Origin of the sequence: Acidovorax bellezanensis, from assembly GCF_025421555.1 — a bacterium.
GTDB lineage: Bacteria > Pseudomonadota > Gammaproteobacteria > Burkholderiales > Burkholderiaceae_C > Comamonas > Comamonas bellezanensis.
This window is the reverse complement of record NZ_JAODYH010000007.1, coordinates 165,794-185,969: the sequence shown is the minus strand read 5'-3', so window position 1 is coordinate 185,969 and position 20,176 is coordinate 165,794. Positions and strand designations below refer to the sequence as shown.

The 20,176-nt window shown below is 64.6% G+C and carries 19 protein-coding genes; 5 read left to right on the top strand and 14 right to left on the bottom strand.

Translation table 11 applies throughout. From position 1 onward, the window contains the following. Positions 1 to 209 precede the first annotated feature (209 nt). The 7 genes from N0K08_RS14875 to N0K08_RS14845 form a co-directional block, all read right to left on the bottom strand. Positions 210 to 1,103 (bottom strand): phosphatase PAP2 family protein, encoded by an 894-nt coding sequence (locus tag N0K08_RS14875; protein WP_261501173.1) that lies wholly within the window; start codon positions 1,101 to 1,103, stop codon positions 210 to 212. A gap of 177 nt (positions 1,104 to 1,280) precedes the next feature. Next, the gene (locus N0K08_RS14870; RefSeq protein WP_261501172.1) at positions 1,281 to 1,919 is read right to left on the bottom strand and encodes a DUF4124 domain-containing protein; all 639 of its coding nucleotides are present in this window, start codon (positions 1,917 to 1,919) and stop codon (positions 1,281 to 1,283) included. 87 nt (positions 1,920 to 2,006) lie between these two features. After that, entirely contained in the window at positions 2,007 to 4,772 is a 2,766-nt protein-coding gene (gene mgtA, locus N0K08_RS14865) for a magnesium-translocating P-type ATPase (RefSeq protein WP_261501171.1), read from the bottom strand. A gap of 109 nt (positions 4,773 to 4,881) precedes the next feature. Beyond that, positions 4,882 to 5,610, bottom strand: coding sequence for a hypothetical protein (locus N0K08_RS14860; RefSeq protein ID WP_408642964.1), 729 nt, complete (start codon positions 5,608 to 5,610; stop codon positions 4,882 to 4,884). Between the two features lie 432 nt (positions 5,611 to 6,042). Then, on the bottom strand, positions 6,043 to 6,483 hold the full coding sequence (locus tag N0K08_RS14855; protein WP_261501170.1) for a ribonuclease HI family protein: 441 nt from the start codon (positions 6,481 to 6,483) through the stop codon (positions 6,043 to 6,045). A gap of 44 nt (positions 6,484 to 6,527) precedes the next feature. Beyond that, positions 6,528 to 7,589 carry an isocitrate/isopropylmalate dehydrogenase family protein gene (locus N0K08_RS14850; protein ID WP_261501169.1) on the bottom strand — a complete coding sequence of 354 codons (1,062 nt, stop codon included), beginning with the start codon at positions 7,587 to 7,589 and terminating at the stop codon, positions 6,528 to 6,530. Positions 7,590 to 7,635: 46 nt separating this feature from the next. After that, the gene (locus N0K08_RS14845; RefSeq protein ID WP_408642958.1) at positions 7,636 to 8,601 is read right to left on the bottom strand and encodes a tripartite tricarboxylate transporter substrate binding protein; all 966 of its coding nucleotides are present in this window, start codon (positions 8,599 to 8,601) and stop codon (positions 7,636 to 7,638) included. A 126-nt stretch (positions 8,602 to 8,727) separates the two neighbouring features. Between N0K08_RS14845 and N0K08_RS14840 the strand changes: the two genes are divergently transcribed. After that, the gene (locus N0K08_RS14840) at positions 8,728 to 9,618 is read left to right on the top strand and encodes a LysR family transcriptional regulator (protein WP_261501168.1); all 891 of its coding nucleotides are present in this window, start codon (positions 8,728 to 8,730) and stop codon (positions 9,616 to 9,618) included. Between the two features lie 69 nt (positions 9,619 to 9,687). Here the strand turns inward: N0K08_RS14840 and N0K08_RS14835 are convergent, their stop codons facing one another. After that, on the bottom strand, positions 9,688 to 10,581 hold the full coding sequence (locus N0K08_RS14835) for a LysR family transcriptional regulator (RefSeq protein ID WP_261501167.1): 894 nt from the start codon (positions 10,579 to 10,581) through the stop codon (positions 9,688 to 9,690). 119 nt (positions 10,582 to 10,700) lie between these two features. Here N0K08_RS14835 and N0K08_RS14830 point away from each other — a divergent pair, with 119 nt between their 5' ends. The 4 genes from N0K08_RS14830 (at position 10,701) to N0K08_RS14815 (ending at position 13,384) form a co-directional block, all read left to right on the top strand. Further along, entirely contained in the window at positions 10,701 to 11,567 is an 867-nt protein-coding gene (locus tag N0K08_RS14830) for an MBL fold metallo-hydrolase (protein ID WP_261501166.1), read from the top strand. A gap of 5 nt (positions 11,568 to 11,572) precedes the next feature. Then, positions 11,573 to 12,205: a DsbA family protein gene (locus tag N0K08_RS14825; RefSeq protein WP_261501165.1), complete on the top strand. Its 633-nt coding sequence runs from the start codon at positions 11,573 to 11,575 to the stop codon at positions 12,203 to 12,205. 9 nt (positions 12,206 to 12,214) lie between these two features. Further along, the gene (locus N0K08_RS14820) at positions 12,215 to 12,463 is read left to right on the top strand and encodes a hypothetical protein (RefSeq protein ID WP_261501164.1); all 249 of its coding nucleotides are present in this window, start codon (positions 12,215 to 12,217) and stop codon (positions 12,461 to 12,463) included. Between the two features lie 87 nt (positions 12,464 to 12,550). After that, the gene (locus N0K08_RS14815; RefSeq protein ID WP_261501163.1) at positions 12,551 to 13,384 is read left to right on the top strand and encodes a GNAT family N-acetyltransferase; all 834 of its coding nucleotides are present in this window, start codon (positions 12,551 to 12,553) and stop codon (positions 13,382 to 13,384) included. A 12-nt stretch (positions 13,385 to 13,396) separates the two neighbouring features. On the opposite strand, the gene N0K08_RS14810 is transcribed toward N0K08_RS14815, so the two are convergent. From N0K08_RS14810 to N0K08_RS14785, 6 genes are all read right to left on the bottom strand, one after another. Then, the gene (locus tag N0K08_RS14810; RefSeq protein WP_261501162.1) at positions 13,397 to 13,897 is read right to left on the bottom strand and encodes a GNAT family N-acetyltransferase; all 501 of its coding nucleotides are present in this window, start codon (positions 13,895 to 13,897) and stop codon (positions 13,397 to 13,399) included. Positions 13,898 to 13,958: 61 nt separating this feature from the next. Further along, the gene (locus N0K08_RS14805; RefSeq protein ID WP_261501161.1) at positions 13,959 to 15,089 is read right to left on the bottom strand and encodes a CMD domain-containing protein; all 1,131 of its coding nucleotides are present in this window, start codon (positions 15,087 to 15,089) and stop codon (positions 13,959 to 13,961) included. Positions 15,090 to 15,107: 18 nt separating this feature from the next. Beyond that, positions 15,108 to 16,415, bottom strand: coding sequence for an acyl-CoA thioesterase/bile acid-CoA:amino acid N-acyltransferase family protein (locus tag N0K08_RS14800; protein WP_261501160.1), 1,308 nt, complete (start codon positions 16,413 to 16,415; stop codon positions 15,108 to 15,110). 12 nt (positions 16,416 to 16,427) lie between these two features. Beyond that, the gene (locus N0K08_RS14795; RefSeq protein WP_261501159.1) at positions 16,428 to 18,002 is read right to left on the bottom strand and encodes an ABC transporter substrate-binding protein; all 1,575 of its coding nucleotides are present in this window, start codon (positions 18,000 to 18,002) and stop codon (positions 16,428 to 16,430) included. A 65-nt stretch (positions 18,003 to 18,067) separates the two neighbouring features. After that, positions 18,068 to 19,093 carry an ABC transporter ATP-binding protein gene (locus N0K08_RS14790; protein WP_261501158.1) on the bottom strand — a complete coding sequence of 342 codons (1,026 nt, stop codon included), beginning with the start codon at positions 19,091 to 19,093 and terminating at the stop codon, positions 18,068 to 18,070. Next, positions 19,090 to 20,175 carry an ABC transporter ATP-binding protein gene (locus tag N0K08_RS14785; RefSeq protein WP_261501157.1) on the bottom strand — a complete coding sequence of 362 codons (1,086 nt, stop codon included), beginning with the start codon at positions 20,173 to 20,175 and terminating at the stop codon, positions 19,090 to 19,092. The genes N0K08_RS14790 and N0K08_RS14785 overlap by 4 nt, the downstream gene beginning before the upstream one ends. Between the last annotated feature and the right edge of the window lies 1 nt (position 20,176).

The following is a 20,176-nucleotide window of genomic DNA, read 5'->3' as shown; positions in this document are numbered from 1 at the left end:
CCTGCGCACCAGCAAGTGCAAATTCATGCGCCCCATCAGCCCTGCTGGCGGTGCTTCATTGCGGGCTGGCCTTGGAAGTGCCGACGTTCCGCAAACGCCGTTGGAGCCGTCTCGAAAGCAGACGGGTGTCTTTGCTCAGGCTACTGCGCCCCATGGGGCGGAATTCACTGCCGTACCCACTTCGCGAAAGTACTGGGGACGGGTGAAATTCATCTGCCCAACAAAAGCCTGACGCGTTTCATCAGATAGATGGAAATGACGAAAACAGCGCCGCCGCCGATCATGTCGACCAGATAGTGCCCGCCATTGATGGGCGTGGAAATCAGCATGAAGACGTTCAATGCGAGAACCCATTTGAATAACTTGAGCTGCCGGTACGCATAAATGAGCTGAAAGGCAATCGTCGTATGGTACGAAGGGAAAGTCACAATGCCCTTCATTTCGTCGAATGCGAGCCTGGTCAGGCTCCCATCCCGCAGTGCCAGAAAATGCGGCAAGTGGACTGCGTTTTCCAGACCCATGGAATAGTAGAACAGGGTGCCTCCGGCGGGGAATAGCCCTGACAGCAAGGACGTCAGCACCAGGGCGATGGAAGACGACCACCACAACTCGTCGTTTCTATCGGTTCTTCCGGTGAGCGAAAGGTAGATGATGGAAAAGAAAACTTGCGGTAGCGCACTGAAATATGCTGTAGTGAAGAATATGCTGACAAATTGATTGGATCGAATGAACGTATAGAAATTCAACCAATGAAATCCCATGGCGAGATCGGCGCGCAGGAATAGTTCATCCAGCAAGGGCAGATTCAGGGTGGCAAAAATATAGGTCAACAGCGTGCAGAGCAACGCGGCAACAATCCATAGGGCTGCGTAGTAGGAAATATCCGCGAGTTTCTGGCTTCTGCCGGACAAGCCGTAGATCAAACTGATGGCGCTCAGAACGAGCGTTGCCCACAAGACGGGTTCAGTGCCCAGGACTGAAAATTTGTGGGCATATAGCCATGCCGCCTCGCCCCCGGCCAGGGCGGCGAGAAAAAGAATGGGAGCGAGCTTTCTGGCGTTGATGAATTGCCAGCCTTGGGCCGTCCCCTGCATCAAGTTCATTGCGCTCCCCACTGGTCAATTCGGCCTGGGTATCGAACAGCTTGTCCGTGGCTTTGCATGGCTGGCGTCATGGCCCGTCCCCCCAGCCGTTCAAACCATTTTCCTGGCCTGCGCCTTGCCAGGGGCAGTCAAAAGATATGCGAGGTTCCGGAGCGCGTCAAGCAGTCGACGCACCGGTCAGTTGCAGTTCCAGGTGGTGCCAGCGCAATGGCAAGAGCGACCGCTGGGGCCGGTCATGAAATTACCGGATCGGTTGTAAACGCCGCCCCGGTCGTCGTAACAGAAGCCCGTGTTGCAGTGGGTGATGTTGACGGGATGAGGTGCAGGTCTCACGATCACCTTAGCCGGCTCCTGCATCAGTTGGGTGTTTGAGCCGCAGTGTGCGTTGACTTGTGCGATGGCGGCGTTGGTGCGCATGCGTTTCTCGTCTTGCGTGACTGTGCGGATGCTGCTCACGAACTCCAGCTCCTTTGTGGCTTCCTTGCATTCGGGCGACGAGGATTTGTCTTGCACAACTGGCTGGCCGCCAGCGGGGATGGCTTGGCGCTGTTGCTGCTGCTCGAACGCCTGCGCTTCTTGCCTGGCTGCCTGGGCGCGGTACTTACGCTCGTTCGCTTCGGCTGCCTGCATGCGTTCCTCGTCGATCTCACCTTGTGTGCGCTTGCGCTCGATCAGACCGCCCGATTGGTCGGCAGCGCAGGGCGCATCGGCGTAAATCGTCTTCCCGCTCGCATCCTTGCATTTGTGCACCTGCGCTGTGACGGGCAGAGCCAGGCTTGAAATGGCGAGCAGGGCGGCGACAGGAATCCAGTGCATAGAGGTCTCCATAGACGAATGAGCAATCGTACATGCTCACCCCAAAGGGACGGCTGCTTACCATGGGCCTGCGCAGGAAACGGCCGCTCATTGCCAGCCGTATCGGCGGAAATAGAACTTCTTCATGGCCTGGGTCAGTGCCATGTAGGCCAGCAGGATCACCGGCAGGAACACGAAATACAGCGGCGGCAGTGCCTGCAGCTTGAAGTAGTGCGCCAGCGGCCCCATCGGCAGGAAGATGCCTGCGGCCATGATCACCGCCGTCATCACCATCAGCGGTATGGCTGCCCGGCTCTGGATGAAGGGGATCTTGGGCGTGCGAATCATGTGCACGATCAAGGTCTGCGTCAGCAGGCCGACGATGAACCAGCCCGACTGGAACAGGGTTTGCTTTTCCGGCGTGTTGGCACTGAAGACGAACCACATCATGGCGAAAGTGAGGATGTCGAAGACCGAGCTGATCGGCCCGAAGAAGACCATGAAGCGGCCCACATCGGCGGGCTGCCAGCGCTGGGGTTTCTTCAGCAGTTCCTCGTCCACGTTGTCGAACGGGATGGCGATCTGCGAGATGTCGTACAGCAGGTTCTGCACCAGTAGGTGCATGGGCAGCATGGGCAGGAAGGGGATGAAGGCCGAGGCAACCAGCACCGAGAAGACGTTGCCGAAGTTGGAGCTGGCCGTCATCTTGATGTACTTGAGCATGTTGGCGAAGGTGCGGCGGCCTTCGAGCACGCCTTCCTCCAGCACCATCAGGCTCTTTTCCAGCAGGATGATGTCGGCCGCTTCCTTGGCGATGTCCACGGCGGTGTCCACCGAAATACCGATGTCGGCCGTACGCAGCGCCGGGGCGTCGTTGATGCCGTCGCCCATGAAGCCCACCACATGGCCGTTGGCCTTCAAGAGGCGCACGATGCGCTCCTTGTGCGCCGGCGTCAGCCGGGCGAACACGTTGTTCGCCTCGACGGCTTGCGCCAGCTGCGCGTCGCTCATGCGCTCGACGTCGCCGCCCAGCAGCATGCCTTTTTGCTCCAGCCCGACTTCGCGGCAGATCTTGGCCGTGACCCGCTCGTTGTCGCCGGTCAGCACCTTGACCGAAACTCCGTGCTCGGCCAGTGCCTTGAGCGCCGGGGCCGTCGATTCCTTCGGTGGATCCAGGAAAGCCACATAGCCCATCAGCGTGAGTGCCGACTCGTCGGCCACCCCGTAGGTCTCCTTGCTCGGCGGCACTTCCTTGGCGGCCACGGCGACCACCCGCAAGCCCTCTTCATTGAGGTCCGCGGTGACTTCGCGGATACGTGCCAGCAGTTCGGCGGTGAGCGGCTCCACGGTGCCGTCGTGGTGCACATGGGTGCAGACACCGAGGATTTCCTCCACCGCGCCCTTGGTGATGAGTTCGTGGTGGTCTTCGCGCTCGCTCACCACCACCGACATGCGGCGGCGGGTGAAGTCGAATGGAATCTCGTCGACCTTGCGGTAGTTCCTGGCGGGTTCGAGCTCCAGCAGCAGCTCGGCATGCTCCAGCACGGCCACGTCCAGCAGGTTTTTCAGGCCGGTCTGGTAGTAGCTGTTGAGGTAGGCCATCTCCAGCACCTCGTCCGACTCCCGGCCCCAGATGTCGGCATGCCGCGCGAGGAAAATCTTGTCCTGGGTCAGCGTGCCGGTCTTGTCGGTGCACAGCACATCCATGGCGCCGAAGTTCTGGATGGCGTCCAGGCGCTTGACGATGACTTTCTTGCGCGACAGGAACACGGCCCCCTTGGCCAGCGTCGAGGTCACGATCATCGGCAGCATTTCGGGCGTGAGGCCCACGGCCACGGACAGGGCGAACAGCAGGGCCTGCATCCAGTCGCCCTTGGTGAAGCCGTTGATGAAGAGCACCAACGGGGCCATCACGAACATGAAGCGGATCAGCAGCCAGCTGACCTTGTTGACGCCGGACTGGAAGGCCGTGGGCCCGCGGTCGGTGGTGGTGACACGGGCGGCCAGCGCGCCAAAGTAGGTGCTGTTGCCGGTGCCGAGCACGACGGCCGTGGCGGCGCCCGACACCACGTTGGTGCCCATGAACAGAATGTTGTCCAGCTCCAGCGGGTTGATAGCATTGGCGTCGCGCTGGACGGCGAATTTCTCCACCGGCATGGATTCACCGGTCATCGCCGCCTGGGCCACGAACAAATCCTTGGCGAAGAGCGCCCGGCAGTCGGCCGGAATCATGTCGCCCGCCGACAGGACGATCACATCGCCAGGCACCAGCAGCGTGATCGGCAGTTCGATGCGCCGGGTCTCTCTTGCCGACTGGTGTGCGTCGTCCTTCGGCCCGAAGTCCGCGGCAGCGGTTTCGGACATCTCAGGGCGGATGACGGTGGCCGTGTTGCTCACCATGGCCTTGAGCTCGTCGGCGGCCTGGTTGGACTTGGTTTCCTGCCAGAAGCGCAGCAGGGTGGAAAGCACCACCATCGCGCCAATCACGACGGCGGCTTTCATGTCCTCGGTCAGATAGGAGATGGCGGCCAGCAGCGTCAGCAGCAGGTTGAACGGGTTCTTGTAGCAGTGCCACAGGTGCATCCACCAGGGCAGCGGCTTCTCATGTTCGACCTCGTTCAAGCCGACCAGCGCGCGAACGGACTCGGCTTGTTCTTCGGACAGACCTTCGACCCGGCTGTCCAGTCGGTGGAGCAAAGCGCCGGTATCGCTGGTTGCGGCCCTGACCAGCGTCTGGGTCAGGCCTGGCGGCATCTCGCGGTTGACGCCAGTCTGGACCAGTGTTTCGAGCAAGGCCAGGCGGCGGAAATGCCGGGCCACGTGGCGAGTGCGCAGAAAGCCTGCGAAAAACTCTTTCAAAGGCGTGAAATTCATTCATGTTCTCCGCTGGAACCTGCCTGTTTCACGCTTTGAAAGGGTGTTCAGGAAGGCCAGTAATATTCAGGGTCAGGCATATCTTGGAAGTTCTGTGATGGCTTGGGTATCACGGCAGGAAGGGCACGGAGAGCAGGCGCAGGCCAATGGAAAACCATCGCTCGCCGGTTCCCGCGCCATTGCGGTCGCCATAGGTTGCATCGATCTGGACGCGATCCGGCACCAGCCACTGGCGCAGGCCGATCTGATGAAAAGGCTTGCCTTGATTCTGGCCGAACGTCTCGGCGATCAGCCAGGTGCGTTCCGCGAGGCGGGCCTCGGTGCTCAGGCCCCAGGTCAGGCGATTGCGCCCGGTCTCGCCCTCGCGCAGCCAGCCGATGTTGGTGTGGAAGAACAGCTGGTCATTGCGAAACGAGAAGCTGGTCGGCACATAGGCGTACCAATCGCGCGTGTGCGCTTGCGGATGCTGCACGGAGCCCACGGCCAGTCCTATGCCCCAGCCGTTGGTGTCCATGGGTTTGAAAAGCGTCTTGCCCTGCACCATGACGTCGGTGTTGCGGGCGTGGCCGCCCTCACGGGTGACGGCCCCGCCCAGGGACAGCTCCAGGTTGCCGGTGAAGTTGCAGGCGGGCAGTGCCCAGAATTCGGTGCTGCCCTGGTTCTTCTTGGCCCAGCTTTCGAGCTGGCATGCCTTGGCATCGACGATGCGCGCATCGTCGGTGATCATGGGGCGTGCGGCGTGGGCGATGTTGGCGGCCAGCAGGGCTGCGCCGCACAGCGCCAGGCGCAGAGGTGGATAGGCGGCGCCGAAGCGGCCGGGGTGTTGAAAACGAACAATGCGCACAGCGCTCTCCCCTTGGATAGCAGCGAAGTCTTGGTGTGCGCACGACGGGTCGCGAGCTACCTGGGTCGGCGCGCGCGACGGGTCCGCTTGTCGCTGGCGACAAGCGCTGTTCGCAGCCGATCACAGCCAGGCGATCGGCCATCCAGTGGTCATGGGGAGGGGAAGTCGTTCGCAGCCTATGGCTGCGACACGAGGGCCGCCTCTCGCGCTCGGCGAAACAGCGGCAGGGAAGGCTGCGCGTTATCTTGCCGAGGGGGTGCCGGTCATAGGAACCGGCTGACTACTGTCACTCGAACAAGTGTCCACTTGGGAACTCCGCAGTTGATGAATGGCGGGATTCTACTGCGCTTGCGTTGGCAGGACAACCGCCGATTGCGGCTGTTTTTCAGGCGGATTGCACGCGCATGGAATCATGCGGCCTGCGCCTCAATACATGAAGTTCGCCTTCTCGGATGGATCGTCCACCGCAACTCCATCCCCCCGCGCCAAGGCATCGGCGATGGCGTTCTTGTGGCGCGGAATCCAGCGCACCTGCACGCTGTCGAACAGGCGCGACAGGCTGCGCGCCTGCTCGTACAAGGGGAGCAAGCGCGCTATGGGCTTGGGATTGGGGTGGGTCATCTGCTCGGCCAGGATGCTGTTGTCCGTGTAGAGCACGAGCTGGCGTACCTGCCGTGCGCTCAGCCACTGCAGGGCGTGGATGGCGGCCAGCGCTTCGGCTTCGTTGTTGCAGCCTATGCGGTTGGATGGCAGGCTGAAGTGGCTGGAGCCCCCGTCAGGTGCGTAGGCGATGCCGCCAATGCGGATGTGCCCGGGGTTGGGGATCGCGCTGCCATCGATGTAGACCGTCCAGAGTTGCGAATGCATGGGCTCCTAGCTTACCCATGCGGGGCAGGTTGCGCCAGTCCTGTTCAATGCAGGCCCAGCCGCTGGGCAAAGGCCTGGCCCGTCTCCGAAGTCCCCAATCGCCCGCCGACGTCGCGCGTGCATTCCCCGGCGGCCACCGCAGCGGTCGCGGCCGCGTCGATCGCGCGGGCTGCTGCAGTGAACGCCGGTAGGCCCTTGCGTTGTCCGTGCCAGCCCAGCAGTTGGCCGGCGGACAGGATCAGGGAGAAGGGGTTGGCGATGTCTTTCCCCGCGATATCGGGGGCTGAGCCGTGGGCTGCCTGGCCCATGGCGTAATGCGTGCCGGCATTCAGCGAGCCGCCCAGGCCCAGGCTGCCGGACAGTTCCGCGGTGAGGTCGGACAGGATGTCGCCGAACATGTTCGTCGTCACGATGACATCGAAACGCTGCGGTGCGCGCACCACGTGCGCCATCATCGCGTCGACGATGAAGTCGTCGACGGTGACCTCGGGGAAATCCTTGGCCACCTGATGGCAGATGTCGATGAACATGCCGTCGCCGAGCTTGAGTACGTTGGCCTTGTGCACGATGCTCACATGCCGGTTGCGTGTCATCGCCAGCTCGAAGGCCGAGCGGGCGATGCGTTCGCAGCACAGGCGGGTGATGCGGCGCAGCGAGATCACGACCTCGGCCGTGACCTGCATTTCACTGCCGCCGGACTCCAGGTTGCGGTCGGCATAAAAGCCCTCGGTGTTCTCGCGCACGACCACCAGGTCGAACGCCCCGAAGCGCAGCGGCAGGCCTGCAAAGGTGCGCGCGGGACGAATGTTGGCGAACAGGTCCAGTTCCTTGCGGAAGAACTTCGATGGATTGATCTCGCCCTTGGACTCGTCCTTGAAGTCGTAGGTGGCCATCGGGCCCAGCATGAGGCCGTCGGCCATCTTGACTTTGTGCAGCAGGGCGGGTGTGACGGTCGCGCCATGGCTGCGCAGGCTTTCGTGGCCCGCCACGTCAAAGTCCAGTTCCAGGTCGAGGTGAAAACGCTGCGAAGCGGTCTCAAGCACCTTGACAGTGGCGTCCATGGTCTCGGGGCCGATACCGTCACCAGGCAGAACAACGATTTTCATAATTTGGGATATGGCTAATGGATAAAAGAACAGGTGTCGGTACGGACTAGCGCAGTTGCATCGTCGGATTGCTCGCGACCTTGCGCCAGAGCGCGAGCTCCTTGCCGAGCTCGATACCGAACGCAGCGGGGGTGGTATGCACCGGGTCGGCGCCTTCGTGCACCAGCCGTCCCTTCACGGGCTCGGCGGCCGCGGCGTCGTTGATGGCCCGGTTCAGGGCATCGATGATCGCCGGAGGGGTCCCGCCCGGCGCGAGCACGCCCCACCAGGTGGTGATGTCGAATCCGGCAACGCCGGCTTCGGTCAGCGTGGGCACCGTGGGGAAAAGCGGCGAGCGTTTGGCACTCGTCACGGCGAGCGCCTGCACCTTGCCGTCGCGCAGGAACGGCAGGATGGTCGGCACCGTGGTGAAGAACAGATCCACGCGACCGGACAACAATTCGACCGTGGCCGGACCGCTGCCCTTGAACGGAATGTGGGTCATGTTGGACCGGGTCTTCTGGCGGAACATCTCGCCGGAGAGGTGGTTGATACTGCCATTGCCCGCCGAGCAGAAATTGAGGCCGTGGGGCCGCGATTGCGCAGCGGCGATCACTTCGGCGATGTTTTTCGCCCCGAGTTGCGGTGAGGCCACCACCAGCAGCGGGCCCCGACCGATCATGGCGACCGGCGCAAAGGAGCGTTGCGGGTCATACGGCAGCTTGGGCTCCACCGCCGCGTTGGTGGCGAAGGTCGAGGTCGCGAAAAGCAGGGTGTAGCCGTCGGGCCTGGCCTTGGCGACGATATCGGCTCCGATGGCACCGCCCGCGCCGCCGCGGTTGTCGATCACCACGGGCTGGCCCAGCCTATCCGTCATGGACTTGGCAATGTCGCGAGCGATGCTGTCAGTGCCCCCACCCGCGACGAAGGGCACGACCATGGTGATCGGGCGTGAGGGATAGGCGGGCTGGGCCAGCACCGACCAGGGCAAGGCAGTCAGCGCAACGCAGGCGCCAAGGAAGCAGTTTTTCATGTTATGTCTCTCTTTGTTGTCGTTCCGGGCGCTTGCGGGTTCCGGTGTCATGGTTGAGGCTGCATCATGAAGTTCGGGCGAATTTCTGTAAATTGCATTAATCCGATTAATTGATACGATGCACGCATGAATTTCGATCTTTCCGATCTCCGCGCCTTTGTGGCGGTGGCTGACCTCGGCAGCTTCCGGGCAGCGGCGGACGCCTTGCACCTGTCGCAGCCCGCGCTTTCGCGCCGTGTCGACAAGCTCGAACAGGCGCTGGGCTTTCGCCTGCTCGAGCGCACCACGCGCAAGGTCGAGCTCAATGCCATGGGGCGTAGCTTTGTTCCCAAGGCACGGCATGTGCTGGCGGAACTGGAAAGCGCCTTGCTCGGCATGACCGACCTGTCGGACCGCCTTCACGGGCAGGTCACGGTGGCCTGCGTGCCGTCGGCAGTGACAAACTTCCTGGCGGGCGCGGTGCGCGAGTTCCACCGGCAGTTTCCGCGCATCCGCGTTCGGCTCATCGACGAAACCGCGGCCGAGATCCTGTTGGCCGTCTCACGCGCGGAGGCGGATTTCGGTGTGAGCTACTGGGGCACGCAGGAGCCCGATCTGGAGTTTCAGGCGCTGGTGGAGGAGAGCTTCGTGCTCGCCTGCCTTCCCGACCATCCCCTGGCGGGGCGCAGCAGCGTCGGCTGGGCCGAGCTGGCGCAGTATGAATGCGTGACGCTGGCCCCCGGCACGGGCAACCGCGTGCTGATCGAACAGGCGCTGGCGGGCGTGTCGCAGCGGCCCAGCTGGAGCTGTGAGGTTCGGCATGTGCCCGCGCTGGTGAGCCTGATCGAAGCCGGCGTCGGCGTGGGAGCGGTCCCGCATCTGGCGCTGCGCAGCGGTCAGCAGGCAACGCTGGTCAGCGTGCCGCTGGTCGAGCCGAAAATCACGCGCACCATTGGTGCGATCCGGCGGCGCGGCTACCCGCTGATGCCCGCGGCCCAGGCGTTCCATGACCTGTTGGTGGCGGCGCAACGCCATTGAGCTAGCTGCCCCAGGGGCAAACGGCTTGGTGCGTGGTCGAGTTCCATGTGCTCGACCTGATCGGTGTGGTCACGCCCAGGGAATTTGCGCGAAGCGTTCGACCAGAAAGTCGAGCAGGGCACGTACCGCAGGGGACAGGTGCTTGCGCGAGGGGTAGAGCGCATAGATGTCCATGCTGGGCAAGGCCCACTGCGGCAAGACCGCTTCGAGGCTGCCCTGCCGCAGATGGGGATTGGCCAGATAGGTGGGCTGCATGGCGATACCGCCGCCGGCGAGTGCAGCTTGCAGCATGGCCGTGGCTTCGTTGCCGCTGAAGTGGCTGCCGACGCTGACTTCCTCGTAGGCATCGCGGCGCTGCAGCTTCCAGAGGCTTTTGCCGAAGTTGGCATAGCTCAGGCAGCGGTGCGCGGCGAGGTCGGCTGGCAGTTGCGGCACGCCGTGCGCGCGCAGGTAGGCGGGCGAGGCGACCAGCACCGAGCTGCAGGGCGCGAGCACCCGGCCTATCAGCGTGGGGTCGGGCTCGGCGCTGATGCGTATGGCCAGGTCGATGCGCGCTTCGACCAGGTTGAGCGCGCCCTCGCTGGCATTCAGATCGATCTTGAGCGCGGGGTACAGCTGCAGGAAGTCGACCACGGCCGCGGCCATCTGCGCATAGGCGAAGGAGACGCTGCAGGTGATGCGCAGCTGCCCGCGCAACACGCCGTCGTGGCGGTGGGTCTCCTCTTGCACGTTGTCCATCAAGGCCAGCATCTGCTGGCTGCGGCGCAGGCAGCTTTCACCTGCGTCGGTGAGCGTGACGCTGCGCGTGGTGCGCTGCAACAGGCGCGCGCCCAGCCACTGCTCCAGCGTGCCCACATAGCGCGTGACCATGGCCCGCGACATGTCGAGCTTGTCGGCCGTGGCGCTGAAGCTGCCGCTGCGCGCGACTTCGACGAACACCTGCATTGCGGTCAATCTGTCCATGATTTGATCGTTTTATGAAACAGTTATGCGCGGATTATCGCGTTTATCTGCGCGGATATTGAAACTAAAGTGGATGCCAACGCCATAGAGCACCCGCCGCAACCACCTGGAGTTTCACCATGATCCGCACAACGCTTCTCGCCGCCTCCCTCGCCATTGCCTTCACCAGCGCCCAGGCTGCCCAGCCGCTGAGCGTCAAGGTCTACAACGCGGACGGCAACAGTTTCAACGTCAACTCCACCCTGGTCGTCGGTGAAAAGGAGGCCATGGTCATCGATGCGGGCTTTACCCGTGCGGATGCGCTGCGCATTGCAGCCAACGTGCTGGACAGCGGCAAGAAGCTCACCACCATCTATGTGAGCCAGGCCGACCCCGACTATTACTTCGGCGTGGAAGCGCTCAAGGAAATTTTCCCCCAGGCCGATGTGGTGACCACGCCTGCCGTGCTGGGCAAGCTCGCGCCCAAGATGGCCGGCAAGCTGGCTTTCTGGGGCCCGAAGATGGGCGCCAATGCGCCGCGCCAGCCGGTGCTGCCACGCGCCCTGGAAGGCAATACCTTGACGCTGGAGGGCCAAACCATAGAGATCCGCGGCACCCAGGGCGTTCTCGCGCACCGCCCGTACGCGTGGATTCCATCCATCCATGCCATCGTCGGCAACATCGGCGTGTTCGGCAACATGCATGTCTGGACCGCGGATACCCAAAGCAAGGCCGAGCGTGCCGCATGGATTGCACAGCTGGACGAGATGGCCGCGCTGCAACCCGCGCTGGTGGTTCCCGGCCATATGAGCGCCAGCACGCCGGTGGACGCGAGCAGCATCACTTTCACCAAGGACTACCTGCAGACGTTCGAGAAACAGCTTGCGGCGAGCAGCAACAGCGCGGAATTGATTGCCGCGATGAAGAAGGCGTACCCAAAGCTGACAAGCGGTGCGATGTCGCTGGACATCGGCGCCAAGGTCAACAAGGGCGAAATGAAATGGTGAGCAGCATGCATACGACCGTCACTTATCTGTTCGACCCGCTGTGCGGCTGGTGCTACGGGGCTTCACCCGTGCTCCAGCAGCTGGGCCGGCACGCAGCCATCCGTCTGGAGCTGGCCCCCACGGGCCTGTTTGCGGGACCGGGTGGGCGCACCCTGGACGCTGCATTTGCCCAATACGCCTGGTCGAACGATATGCGTATCGAAAAGATCACGGGCCAGCGCTTCACCGAAGACTACCGCGTGCAGGTGCTGGGCAAGCTGGGCAGCCGCTTCGACTCGGCCCATATGACGCTGGCGCTGACTGCCGTGGCGTTGACCGCGCCGCAAAGCGAACTCGAAGCCCTGAAGATCTTGCAGGAGGCCCGCTATGTGCACGCACTGGACACCACGGCCCTATCGGTGGTCGCGCAGTTGCTGCGAGCGCAGGGGCTGACGGCCGCCGCGGATCGCCTTGTCGCTGGCGACGCGGAGCTGATGGAGGCCAACGCTGCGCGCATGCAGTCGGCTCAGGGGCTGATGCAGGCCTTTGGCGCGCAAGGAGTGCCCGCGCTGGTCGTCACGGACGACAATGGCAGTCGGCTGCTGCGCGGCAATGCCTTGTACGGCAGTTTGGATCAGCTGCTCCAACAGATTTCATAGGAGAACGCCATGCATTTGCTGCACCAAGTCCTGGCCCATATGCGTGCGGGCCGTTGGCGCGAGGCCCTCGACCTGGTGCAAGACGACGGGTCGGAGCTGGCCGCCTGGCTGCATGGCATCCTGCATATCCAGGAAGGTGATCTCGAAGATGCCGAGTACTGGTACGGCAAGGCGAATCAGAGCTTCCGCGGCCGAGGTTCGCTGGCCCAGGAGCTTGAGCGCTTTGAGGAAAAGCTGTCCCAAGCCGAGGGTCCATGAAGAAGACCTAGCCTTCTTTCGCCGTGCCTGCATGCCGGCCGTCATACCATGGCGTGTCAGCAACTCTTGACCGGCAGGCCAACGCCCATGGAAACCGCCTTTCGCTCCGTACCCCATCCAGCGACCACGCTGCCTTTGCACAGCGCTGGCCCGCACCAAGGCGCGGCCAGCGTGCAACAGCTGGAACACCGCAGTTTCAATGCCTGGCCCGCACCGCGCTGCGCCGTCGTGGGCGACTGGCTGCTGCGCAGCACGCAAGGCTATACCAAGCGCGCCAATTCCGCCAACGCCTTGCAAGCCGCGGCGCCATTGAACGCGCCGTTGTTGCGGCATATCGAGGCCTTCTATGCGCGCCAGGGACTGCCCAGCATCTTCCGTCTGAGCCCGCTGGCGGATGATGCGGTGGATGCCCTGCTGCACGCGCATGGCTATCAGGTCGTGGAGCCTTCGGTGTTCATGCAACGCGTCATGCAGGCCGACGATGGCGCGCGGCAGTCGGCGCAGGGCCTGCAACTGGCCCAGTCATTGCAGGCGCAGTGGCTGCAAGGCTATTGCGTGGCCAGCGAGCACACTCCCCACCAGCAGCGCGCCCACGGGCTGATTCTGCAGTCCATAGGCATGCCATGCGCCTATGCCTGCCTGGTGCGCGAAGGCCAGGTCCGCGCCTGGGGCTTGGCCGTGCTGGAGCGTGAGGCGGTGGGGATTTATGAAGTGCTGGTACACCCCGCATACCGGGGCCAGGGGCTGGGGCGGCAGATGCTGCAGGCGCTGCTGCGATGGGCTGCGCAACAAGGCGCCACCCATGCCGATCTGCAAGTGCGCGGCGGCAATCTGCCCGCGCAGCAGCTCTATGCGAGCCTGGGCTTCGAGCCTGTATACGGCTACCACTACCGGGTAAGACAGGCTTTGGCGAGCGCGTAGTTCGAGGTCCGGTCAGCCCAGTTTCAGCGCCATGGCCTGGGCCATGAGTGGGGAGTCTTCGCGCAAGGGTGCCAGGGGGCCGGCAGGGACAAAGCCCTGGGACCGGTACAAGCGCATGGCGGGGCTGTCTGCCGCGGTGACGCCCAGGCGCACATGGCGCATGCCGGTCTGGCGTGCCCAGGCCAGCGCCGCCTGGAGCAGGGCCTGGCCGGCGCCGAGGCCACGCGCCTCGGGTGCGACCCACATCTGATAGAGGTCGGCCATGCCGGGTTCGGCGGCGGACTGCTGGCACCAGACCAGGCCGCATGCCTGATCGCCGTGGAGCGCGAAGAAGACCTGGTCCTTGCCGGATGAGGTGGCGCCAGCGATCCGCTCGGCCCAGGCTTCGTCCGTCCTGCTGACCTCCGCGGCATAGGTGCTGCCAAACGCGTCCGGCGCATCACGCAGTGCGCGCAGGCGCAGATCACGGTACGTGGACCATTCCTGGGGAGTGATAGGGCGTACGGAGATCACGGTGTTTCCAGTCTGCGGATGGCGGCGCGCTTGCACGGTATGCAAGCGCGCCGGCGCTTCTTCAGGGGTGGACGGCTTCGCCCAGGTTCAGCATCAGACGGTTGGCCCAGGCAAAGATCGCCGCGGCGTGCAGGGCGTCGAGGATTTCCTGGTGGCTCAGGCCGGCTGCGCGCAGGGCTTGCAGGCGCTCGCCGCTGAGCTGGTTCGGGGCTTCGGTCAGATCGATGGCGAACTGGACCAGGGCCTTTTCGCGCGCGTTGGTGCCCGCCGTATGGGGGTTTTCGAACACCTGGGCGATCACGTCGTTGCGCTTGGCCAGCTGCTCGAAGCGCTGGGCGTGGACCGAAGCGCAGTAGACGCAGCCGTTGATGCACGAAACCACGGCGCTGACCAGCTCGCGCTCGGCGCGCGACAGGCCGCCAGGGGCGTACATGATGGCGTTGAACACCACCGAACGCTCCTGCAGGATTTGCGGCTGGTGGATCAGCGCCAGGTAGTAGTCGCTGGTCTTGGCCGAAGGATGGCTGGCTTCGAGGATGGCCAACTGCTCGGGCGTGGCTTGTTCGAGCTGGAGCACCGGCACCCAGGCTTTCCAGCCCAGCGTTTCGCTGGTGAAGCCATTGATGCGCAGCACTTCACCGGGCTTGGGCAGCAGGTGGGGGTGGACAAAAGTCTCGCCGGCGGCCGTGGCGGCTGGCGCTGCCAGCAGGTCGTCGCCCAGGTCCGTGAGGGCCTTGAGACCGGCGACCACGCGGACCTGGAAGCTGAGGAAGGCAATCAGCTGGGCCAGGGCGATGATTTCGGGCGGCTGCAGGCCGGCGGCGAGCAGGGCGTCGATGCTGTGGCGGTCGCCTTCCACGGGCTTGTTCGTCAGCAGGGTGGCGAAGTGCTGCAGCGCGGCTTCGCGCGCGGGGTTGGACGGGGCCTTGTCGGCCAGCTGCGCCAGTTGCTGCGCATAGTGCTGCTGCAAGGCGGTGCTGCCGCTGAGTTCGCAGATGGTCTGTGCCACGCGCAGGCGCTCGCCCAGCGTCAGGCCGGGCAGGGCCGGGTCGAACAGACGGTCGTAGCTGCCTTGCGTGGCATCCACCACTTTGCCGCGCTGGTGGCGAATGGCTTTCACGGCGGGAAAGCGGTCCAGTTGGGCCAGGGCGTCGATCAGGTCCACGGAGGCGGGAGTGTGAAGTTCGGTCATGGAGAAAAAAGTGTGGGTTTAGCGACGGGCGGCGTGCGCGGCCGTGGCGTGGGCGAGGAAGGTCTGGACGGCGGCCCAGGATTGTTCGTCTGCCTGCGCATTGATCGCGGGCGTGCCGCCCGAGGTGCTCAGGCGCTTGGACACCGGGTGGGCGTAGACCAGTTGCGTGGTCGGCACATAGGGGAAGAGGATGGCATGGCCGCCGCCTTCCCAGTCATGGTGCTCCACGGGGAAGGGGTGCTTGCATGCAGCCAGGTGGTCCTTGACCATCTGGCTGTACAGGGACGAAGGCCAGGAGCCGTCATCGCTGGCCGACAGCAGCAGCACCGGGCCGTCAATGCGCTCCACGCGTATGCGTGCACGCTCTATGGCTTCGGGGTCTTGCAGCGCCGTGAGGATGGCGGCCGTGTGGCGGCGCGGCTCGGGGCCGTTGTCCCAGGGGTCCCAGCTGGCCGTGCGGTTGTGGTCCCAGATATTGACCAGCGGCTGGCCGCGGAAAATCCAGGCCGGACCATCGCGCCCGGTCGCGGGATTGCAGGCGTTCTGCGCACTGTGCACCACGGCGCCCGGCACATAGCCGATCACGGCCTTGACCAGGTCCGGGAACAGCGAGCCCAGCAGCAGCACCAGCTCGCCACCGCGCGACTGGCCGCTGAGCGCGACGAAGCCGTCCTTGGGGTGCAGCTCGCGGTGAATCCACTGCAGCGCGGTCTCGAAGTACTCCAGCGGCGTGTCCGAAATGAAGTCGGAGCGGCCTTCGCACTTGAAATAGCCCACGGCCAGCGCCGCGTAGCCGCGCGAAGCGTACAGCGCCGCGCGGGGCTCGTTGACGCCGCCGCCCGAGCCGTTGAGCACCATCACCACGGGGTGGGGTCCTGGCGTCGCTGGCGTGAACAGCGTGGCGGTGAGGCCGTCGTCGCGGATTTCGCGGCGCGTGACGCCTTCGGCCGCCAGTTGCTGCACGAAGTCGCCCGTGAGCACTTCGGCATCGTTCAGGACGGCGCGGACCTGCGTGGTGAGCGCCGTGCTGGGCTGCGCGGCAAACGGTTCGCGCGAAGCACCGGCGGTGACCGGGCTTTGCGACCAGACCAGGCCCATGGCCGCGACGCCGCTGTAGCTGCCGCTGAGGGGCGCGTCCCGCGTCAGATCGACGGTGCCGGCCGCATCGGCGACGAAGCGGGCCTCGGACGTCCATTCGACCTGCGGGCCGCGCACGGTACGGGTTTGCAGCGTGACTGACTGGCCCGGGGCCAGACCGCGCAGCGTGATGCTGCGCGGCACGTCGATCAGCGCCGTCTGCGGAGTGATCGTTAGCTGAGGGTGCATGGCGTCCAGCCCTTACTTGCCGGCGATGGGCGTGACCTGCAGCGCTGTGGTGCGGTCGCTGAGGATAGGCACGACTTTCAGGCCCTTCTTGGCGGCCCAGATGTTCTTGTAGTGGAACAGCGGGATCTGGCCCACGTCGTCGGTCACCAGCTTGGCTGCATGACGGTAGATGGCTTCGCGGCGCTTGGCGTCGAACTCGATGGTCGCGGCGTCCAGTGCCTTGTCCACGTTCTCGTTGCTGTAGCGGCCCCAGTTGTTCGCACCGCGGCCGGCCTTGGCATCGGTGGTGGCCAGGGTCTGCAGCAGACCGTAGCCGGCTTCACCCGTGCCGTTGCCCCAGGCGATGACGCTGACGGCGTAATCGTTCTTGCCGGCACGGCTGGCATACACCGACCATGGCACGACTTCCAGCTTGGTCTTCACGCCGATGCGCGTCCAGAACTGGGCCACGGCCTGCATGGCTTCGGGCGCTTGCGGGTAGCGATCGCCGGGCACGTGCACGGTGAGCTGGAAGCCTTCGGGGAAACCGGCGTCGGCCAGCAGCTTCTTGGCCTTTTCGGCGGAGTAGGGCGTGGCCGGAATGTCGGGGTTGTAGCCGAACGAGCCTTTGGGCATCCACTGGTTGGCTTCGGTGGCCGTGCCTTGCAGGATGCGGTCGGTGATCGCCTTGCGGTTGATGGCGATGCTCAGCGCTTCGCGCACGCGCTGGTCGCGCAGCGGGTTCTCGGCCAGCGGCTTGCCGGCGTTGTCGGCGATGAACTCGCTGCCGCCCTTGCGCAGGCTGGGCTGGATCAGCAGCGCGCGCAGTCCGGGGTATTCGTAGACGGCCACCGAAGGCGTCTTCTTGAGCTTGGCCACATCGGTCACGGCGACCTTGTCGATCACGTCGACATCGCCGGACAGCAAGGCGGCGGTGCGCGCCGCGCCGTTGTTGATGAAGCGGTAGGTTACCTTATCCCAGGGCTGGGCCGGGCCGTAGTAGCTGGGGCTGCGCTCCATCACGCTGCGGTCGCCGGGCGTGTAGGAGATGAATTTGTAGGGGCCGCTGCCGACCATGGCCTTGCCGGAGTTGTAGTCCTCGCTCTTGGACTGCGCGCCCACATGCTTGCTCACCACGTAGATCGAGGCAATTTCCAGCGGCAGCATGGGGTTGGGCACGGTGGTCTTGATGATGACCGTGTGGGCATCCTTGGCCGTGGTCGACTCCACGGTGCGCAGCGCGCCGCGGTAGGACGCCACCGAGCCCGGCACGTTGCGTGCACGCTCGAAGGAGAAAACGATGTCATCGGCGGTGAACGGCGTGCCGTCCTGCCACTTGATGTCCTTGCGCAGCTTGAATTCCCAGGTCTTGTCGTTGAGCGTCTTCCAGCTCTCGGCTAGGCCTGGATCGAGCTTGCCGCCGTCGCGCGAGTTCACCAGGGAATCCCAGAAATGCAAGGCCAGCGAGCGGTCGCCCGCATGGTTGTTGAGCTGCGGGTCGGCCGAAGAGATGGGATCGGCGAAACCGATGCGCAGATCCTTGGCGGAAGCGCCGGACACGGCCAGCAGGGCGGCCATGGCAATGGCGGAAAGGGAAGCAGTGTGCATGGTGGTTGCTTTCTCTCGGGAGTGGAAGTGGGAATGGGGAAAGAAATGGGCGAGTGACTGGGTGCTCAACGCATGTCGTTGAGGTGGCAGGCGCTCTGGTGCTGGATGGCAATGCCTTTGAGCCGCGGCACTTCCACGCTGCAGCGGGGCATGGCGTGCGGGCAGCGCGGGTGGAAGTGGCAGCCGCTGGGCGGGGCCATGGGGCTGGGGATCTCGCCGCGAATGGTCTGAAAGCTGGTGCGGCGGTGGTCCAGGCGCGGAATTTCCGCGAGCAAGGCCTGCGTATAGGGGTGCTGGGGGTTGGCAAACAGCTCGTCCACCGGCGCCGTCTCGACGATGCGGCCCAGGTACATCACGGCCACACGGTCGCACAGATGGCGGATCACGCCCAGGTCATGGCTGATGAACAGGTAGGCCAGGCCCAGCTCGTCACGCAGGTCCATGAACAGATTGAGAATCTGTGCCTGGATGGACACGTCGAGCGCGGCCACGGCCTCGTCGCAGACCAGCATCTTGGGTTGCACGGCCAGCGCCCGGGCAATGCCGATGCGCTGGCGCTGGCCGCCGCTGAACTGGTGGGGGTAGCGAAAGCGCAGGCGTGGGTCGAGCCCCGCACGTGCGAGCTGCTGGCAGACGTAATCGTCTTCGTGTTCCGCATCGACCAGGCCGTGCAGGCGCGCGGCTTCACCGACAATGCGGTTGACGCGCAGGCGCGGGTTCAGGCTGGACTGCGGGTCCTGGAAAATCATCTGTATGCCCAACTGGGCCTGCAGTGTCTCCTGGGCATTGAGCTGGGTGCGGTCCTTGCCCATCACCATGACCTTGCCGTCCGTGGGCGGCAGCAGGCCGGTGGCAATGCGGCCCAGCGTGGACTTGCCGCAGCCCGATTCGCCCACCAGTCCGACCACTTCGCCGGGGCGGACCTGCAGGTCCACGCCGTCAAGGGCATGGGTCACGACGGGCGGCTTCTGCAGGCCCAGCTTGCGCATCCATTGGCCCAAGGCCTTAGGCGGCGGGCGCTGGCCGAAGCGCTTGGTGATGCCCTGCAGGTCGAGCAGGGGGGCGGTGGTGTCGTTTGCGTTGCCGTTCATGCGGCGCTCCGGGAAAGGTCGGCAGCGGCTTCGGGAGTCGCTGCATTGGCCGGCGCCGCTCCGGGGAAGAAGCAGCGCACGGTATGTGCCGTGGCCGTCGCCGCCTGGCTCAGCGGCGGCTCAATGGTTTGCATGTCAGGCGGCTGCTGGCAGCGGGCCTGGGCGCGCGGGCAGCGCGGCGCGAAGGCGCAGCCGGGCGGCAGGTCCAGCAGATTGGGCGCCATGCCCGAGATCTGCTGCAGGCGGTGGCTTCGCTGGTTGGCGCTGGGCAGGCTGCCGATCAGGCCCTGGGTGTAGGGGTGCTGGGGGGTGTCCAGCACCGCGTCCACGCTGCCGTGCTCGACGATGCGGCCCGCGTACATCACGGCGATGTCATCGGCCAGGCCGGCAACCACCGACAAATCGTGGCTGATCCAGATCAGGGCCGTGCCGGTCTCGCGCACCAGTTGCTGCATTTCCGACAGGATCTGCGCCTGGATGGTGACATCCAGCGCCGTCGTGGGCTCGTCGGCGATGATCAGCTCGGGGCCGTTGAGCAGGGCAATGGCAATCGCCACGCGCTGGCGCATGCCGCCGGACAGCTGGTGGGGATAGGCCTTGAGGCGTTCGTGCGGGCTGGGAATGCCCATGCGCGCCAGCGTCTGGCGGCAGTGCTCCAAGGCTTCGGCCTTGCCCATCTTGCGGTGGGCATGGATGGTTTCCAGCATTTGCACGTCGATGCGCAGCACGGGGTTGAGCGTGGCCATGGGATCCTGAAAGATCATGGCGATGCGGTTGCCGCGAATGTTGCGCAGGGCGCGGGCGTCCAGCTGGGCCAGGTCCTGGCCGTTGAACAGCACCTGGCCCGAAACGATGCGGCCTGGCGCATCCAGCAGGCCCATGATGGAAAAGCCGGTCACGGATTTGCCGGAGCCGGACTCGCCGACCAGGCCCAGGACCTTGCCTTTTTCCAGGCGGAAGCCCACGCCGTTGACGACGGGCAGCACGCCTGCGCGCGTATCGAATTGGGTGTGCAGGTCCTTGACCTCGAGCACGGAGGCTGCCGTGGGCGGCAGCGAGGAGTTGTCTGAATCGTGGGGCATG

Coding starts and splice junctions, on each gene's coding strand:
- N0K08_RS14870 (WP_261501172.1), bottom strand. CDS start 1,919: ATGCACTGGATTCCTGTCGCCGCCCTGCTCGCCATTTCAAGCCTGGCT.
- N0K08_RS14835 (WP_261501167.1), bottom strand. CDS start 10,581: ATGGACAGATTGACCGCAATGCAGGTGTTCGTCGAAGTCGCGCGCAGC.
- N0K08_RS14875 (WP_261501173.1), bottom strand. CDS start 1,103: ATGAACTTGATGCAGGGGACGGCCCAAGGCTGGCAATTCATCAACGCC.
- N0K08_RS14825 (WP_261501165.1), top strand. CDS start 11,573: ATGCATACGACCGTCACTTATCTGTTCGACCCGCTGTGCGGCTGGTGC.
- N0K08_RS14840 (WP_261501168.1), top strand. CDS start 8,728: ATGAATTTCGATCTTTCCGATCTCCGCGCCTTTGTGGCGGTGGCTGAC.
- N0K08_RS14830 (WP_261501166.1), top strand. CDS start 10,701: ATGATCCGCACAACGCTTCTCGCCGCCTCCCTCGCCATTGCCTTCACC.
- N0K08_RS14815 (WP_261501163.1), top strand. CDS start 12,551: ATGGAAACCGCCTTTCGCTCCGTACCCCATCCAGCGACCACGCTGCCT.
- N0K08_RS14800 (WP_261501160.1), bottom strand. CDS start 16,415: ATGCACCCTCAGCTAACGATCACTCCGCAGACGGCGCTGATCGACGTG.
- mgtA (WP_261501171.1), bottom strand. CDS start 4,772: ATGAATTTCACGCCTTTGAAAGAGTTTTTCGCAGGCTTTCTGCGCACT.
- N0K08_RS14855 (WP_261501170.1), bottom strand. CDS start 6,483: ATGCATTCGCAACTCTGGACGGTCTACATCGATGGCAGCGCGATCCCC.
- N0K08_RS14785 (WP_261501157.1), bottom strand. CDS start 20,175: ATGCCCCACGATTCAGACAACTCCTCGCTGCCGCCCACGGCAGCCTCC.
- N0K08_RS14805 (WP_261501161.1), bottom strand. CDS start 15,089: ATGACCGAACTTCACACTCCCGCCTCCGTGGACCTGATCGACGCCCTG.
- N0K08_RS14790 (WP_261501158.1), bottom strand. CDS start 19,093: ATGAACGGCAACGCAAACGACACCACCGCCCCCCTGCTCGACCTGCAG.
- N0K08_RS14795 (WP_261501159.1), bottom strand. CDS start 18,002: ATGCACACTGCTTCCCTTTCCGCCATTGCCATGGCCGCCCTGCTGGCC.
- N0K08_RS14845 (WP_408642958.1), bottom strand. CDS start 8,601: ATGAAAAACTGCTTCCTTGGCGCCTGCGTTGCGCTGACTGCCTTGCCC.
- N0K08_RS14850 (WP_261501169.1), bottom strand. CDS start 7,589: ATGAAAATCGTTGTTCTGCCTGGTGACGGTATCGGCCCCGAGACCATG.
- N0K08_RS14820 (WP_261501164.1), top strand. CDS start 12,215: ATGCATTTGCTGCACCAAGTCCTGGCCCATATGCGTGCGGGCCGTTGG.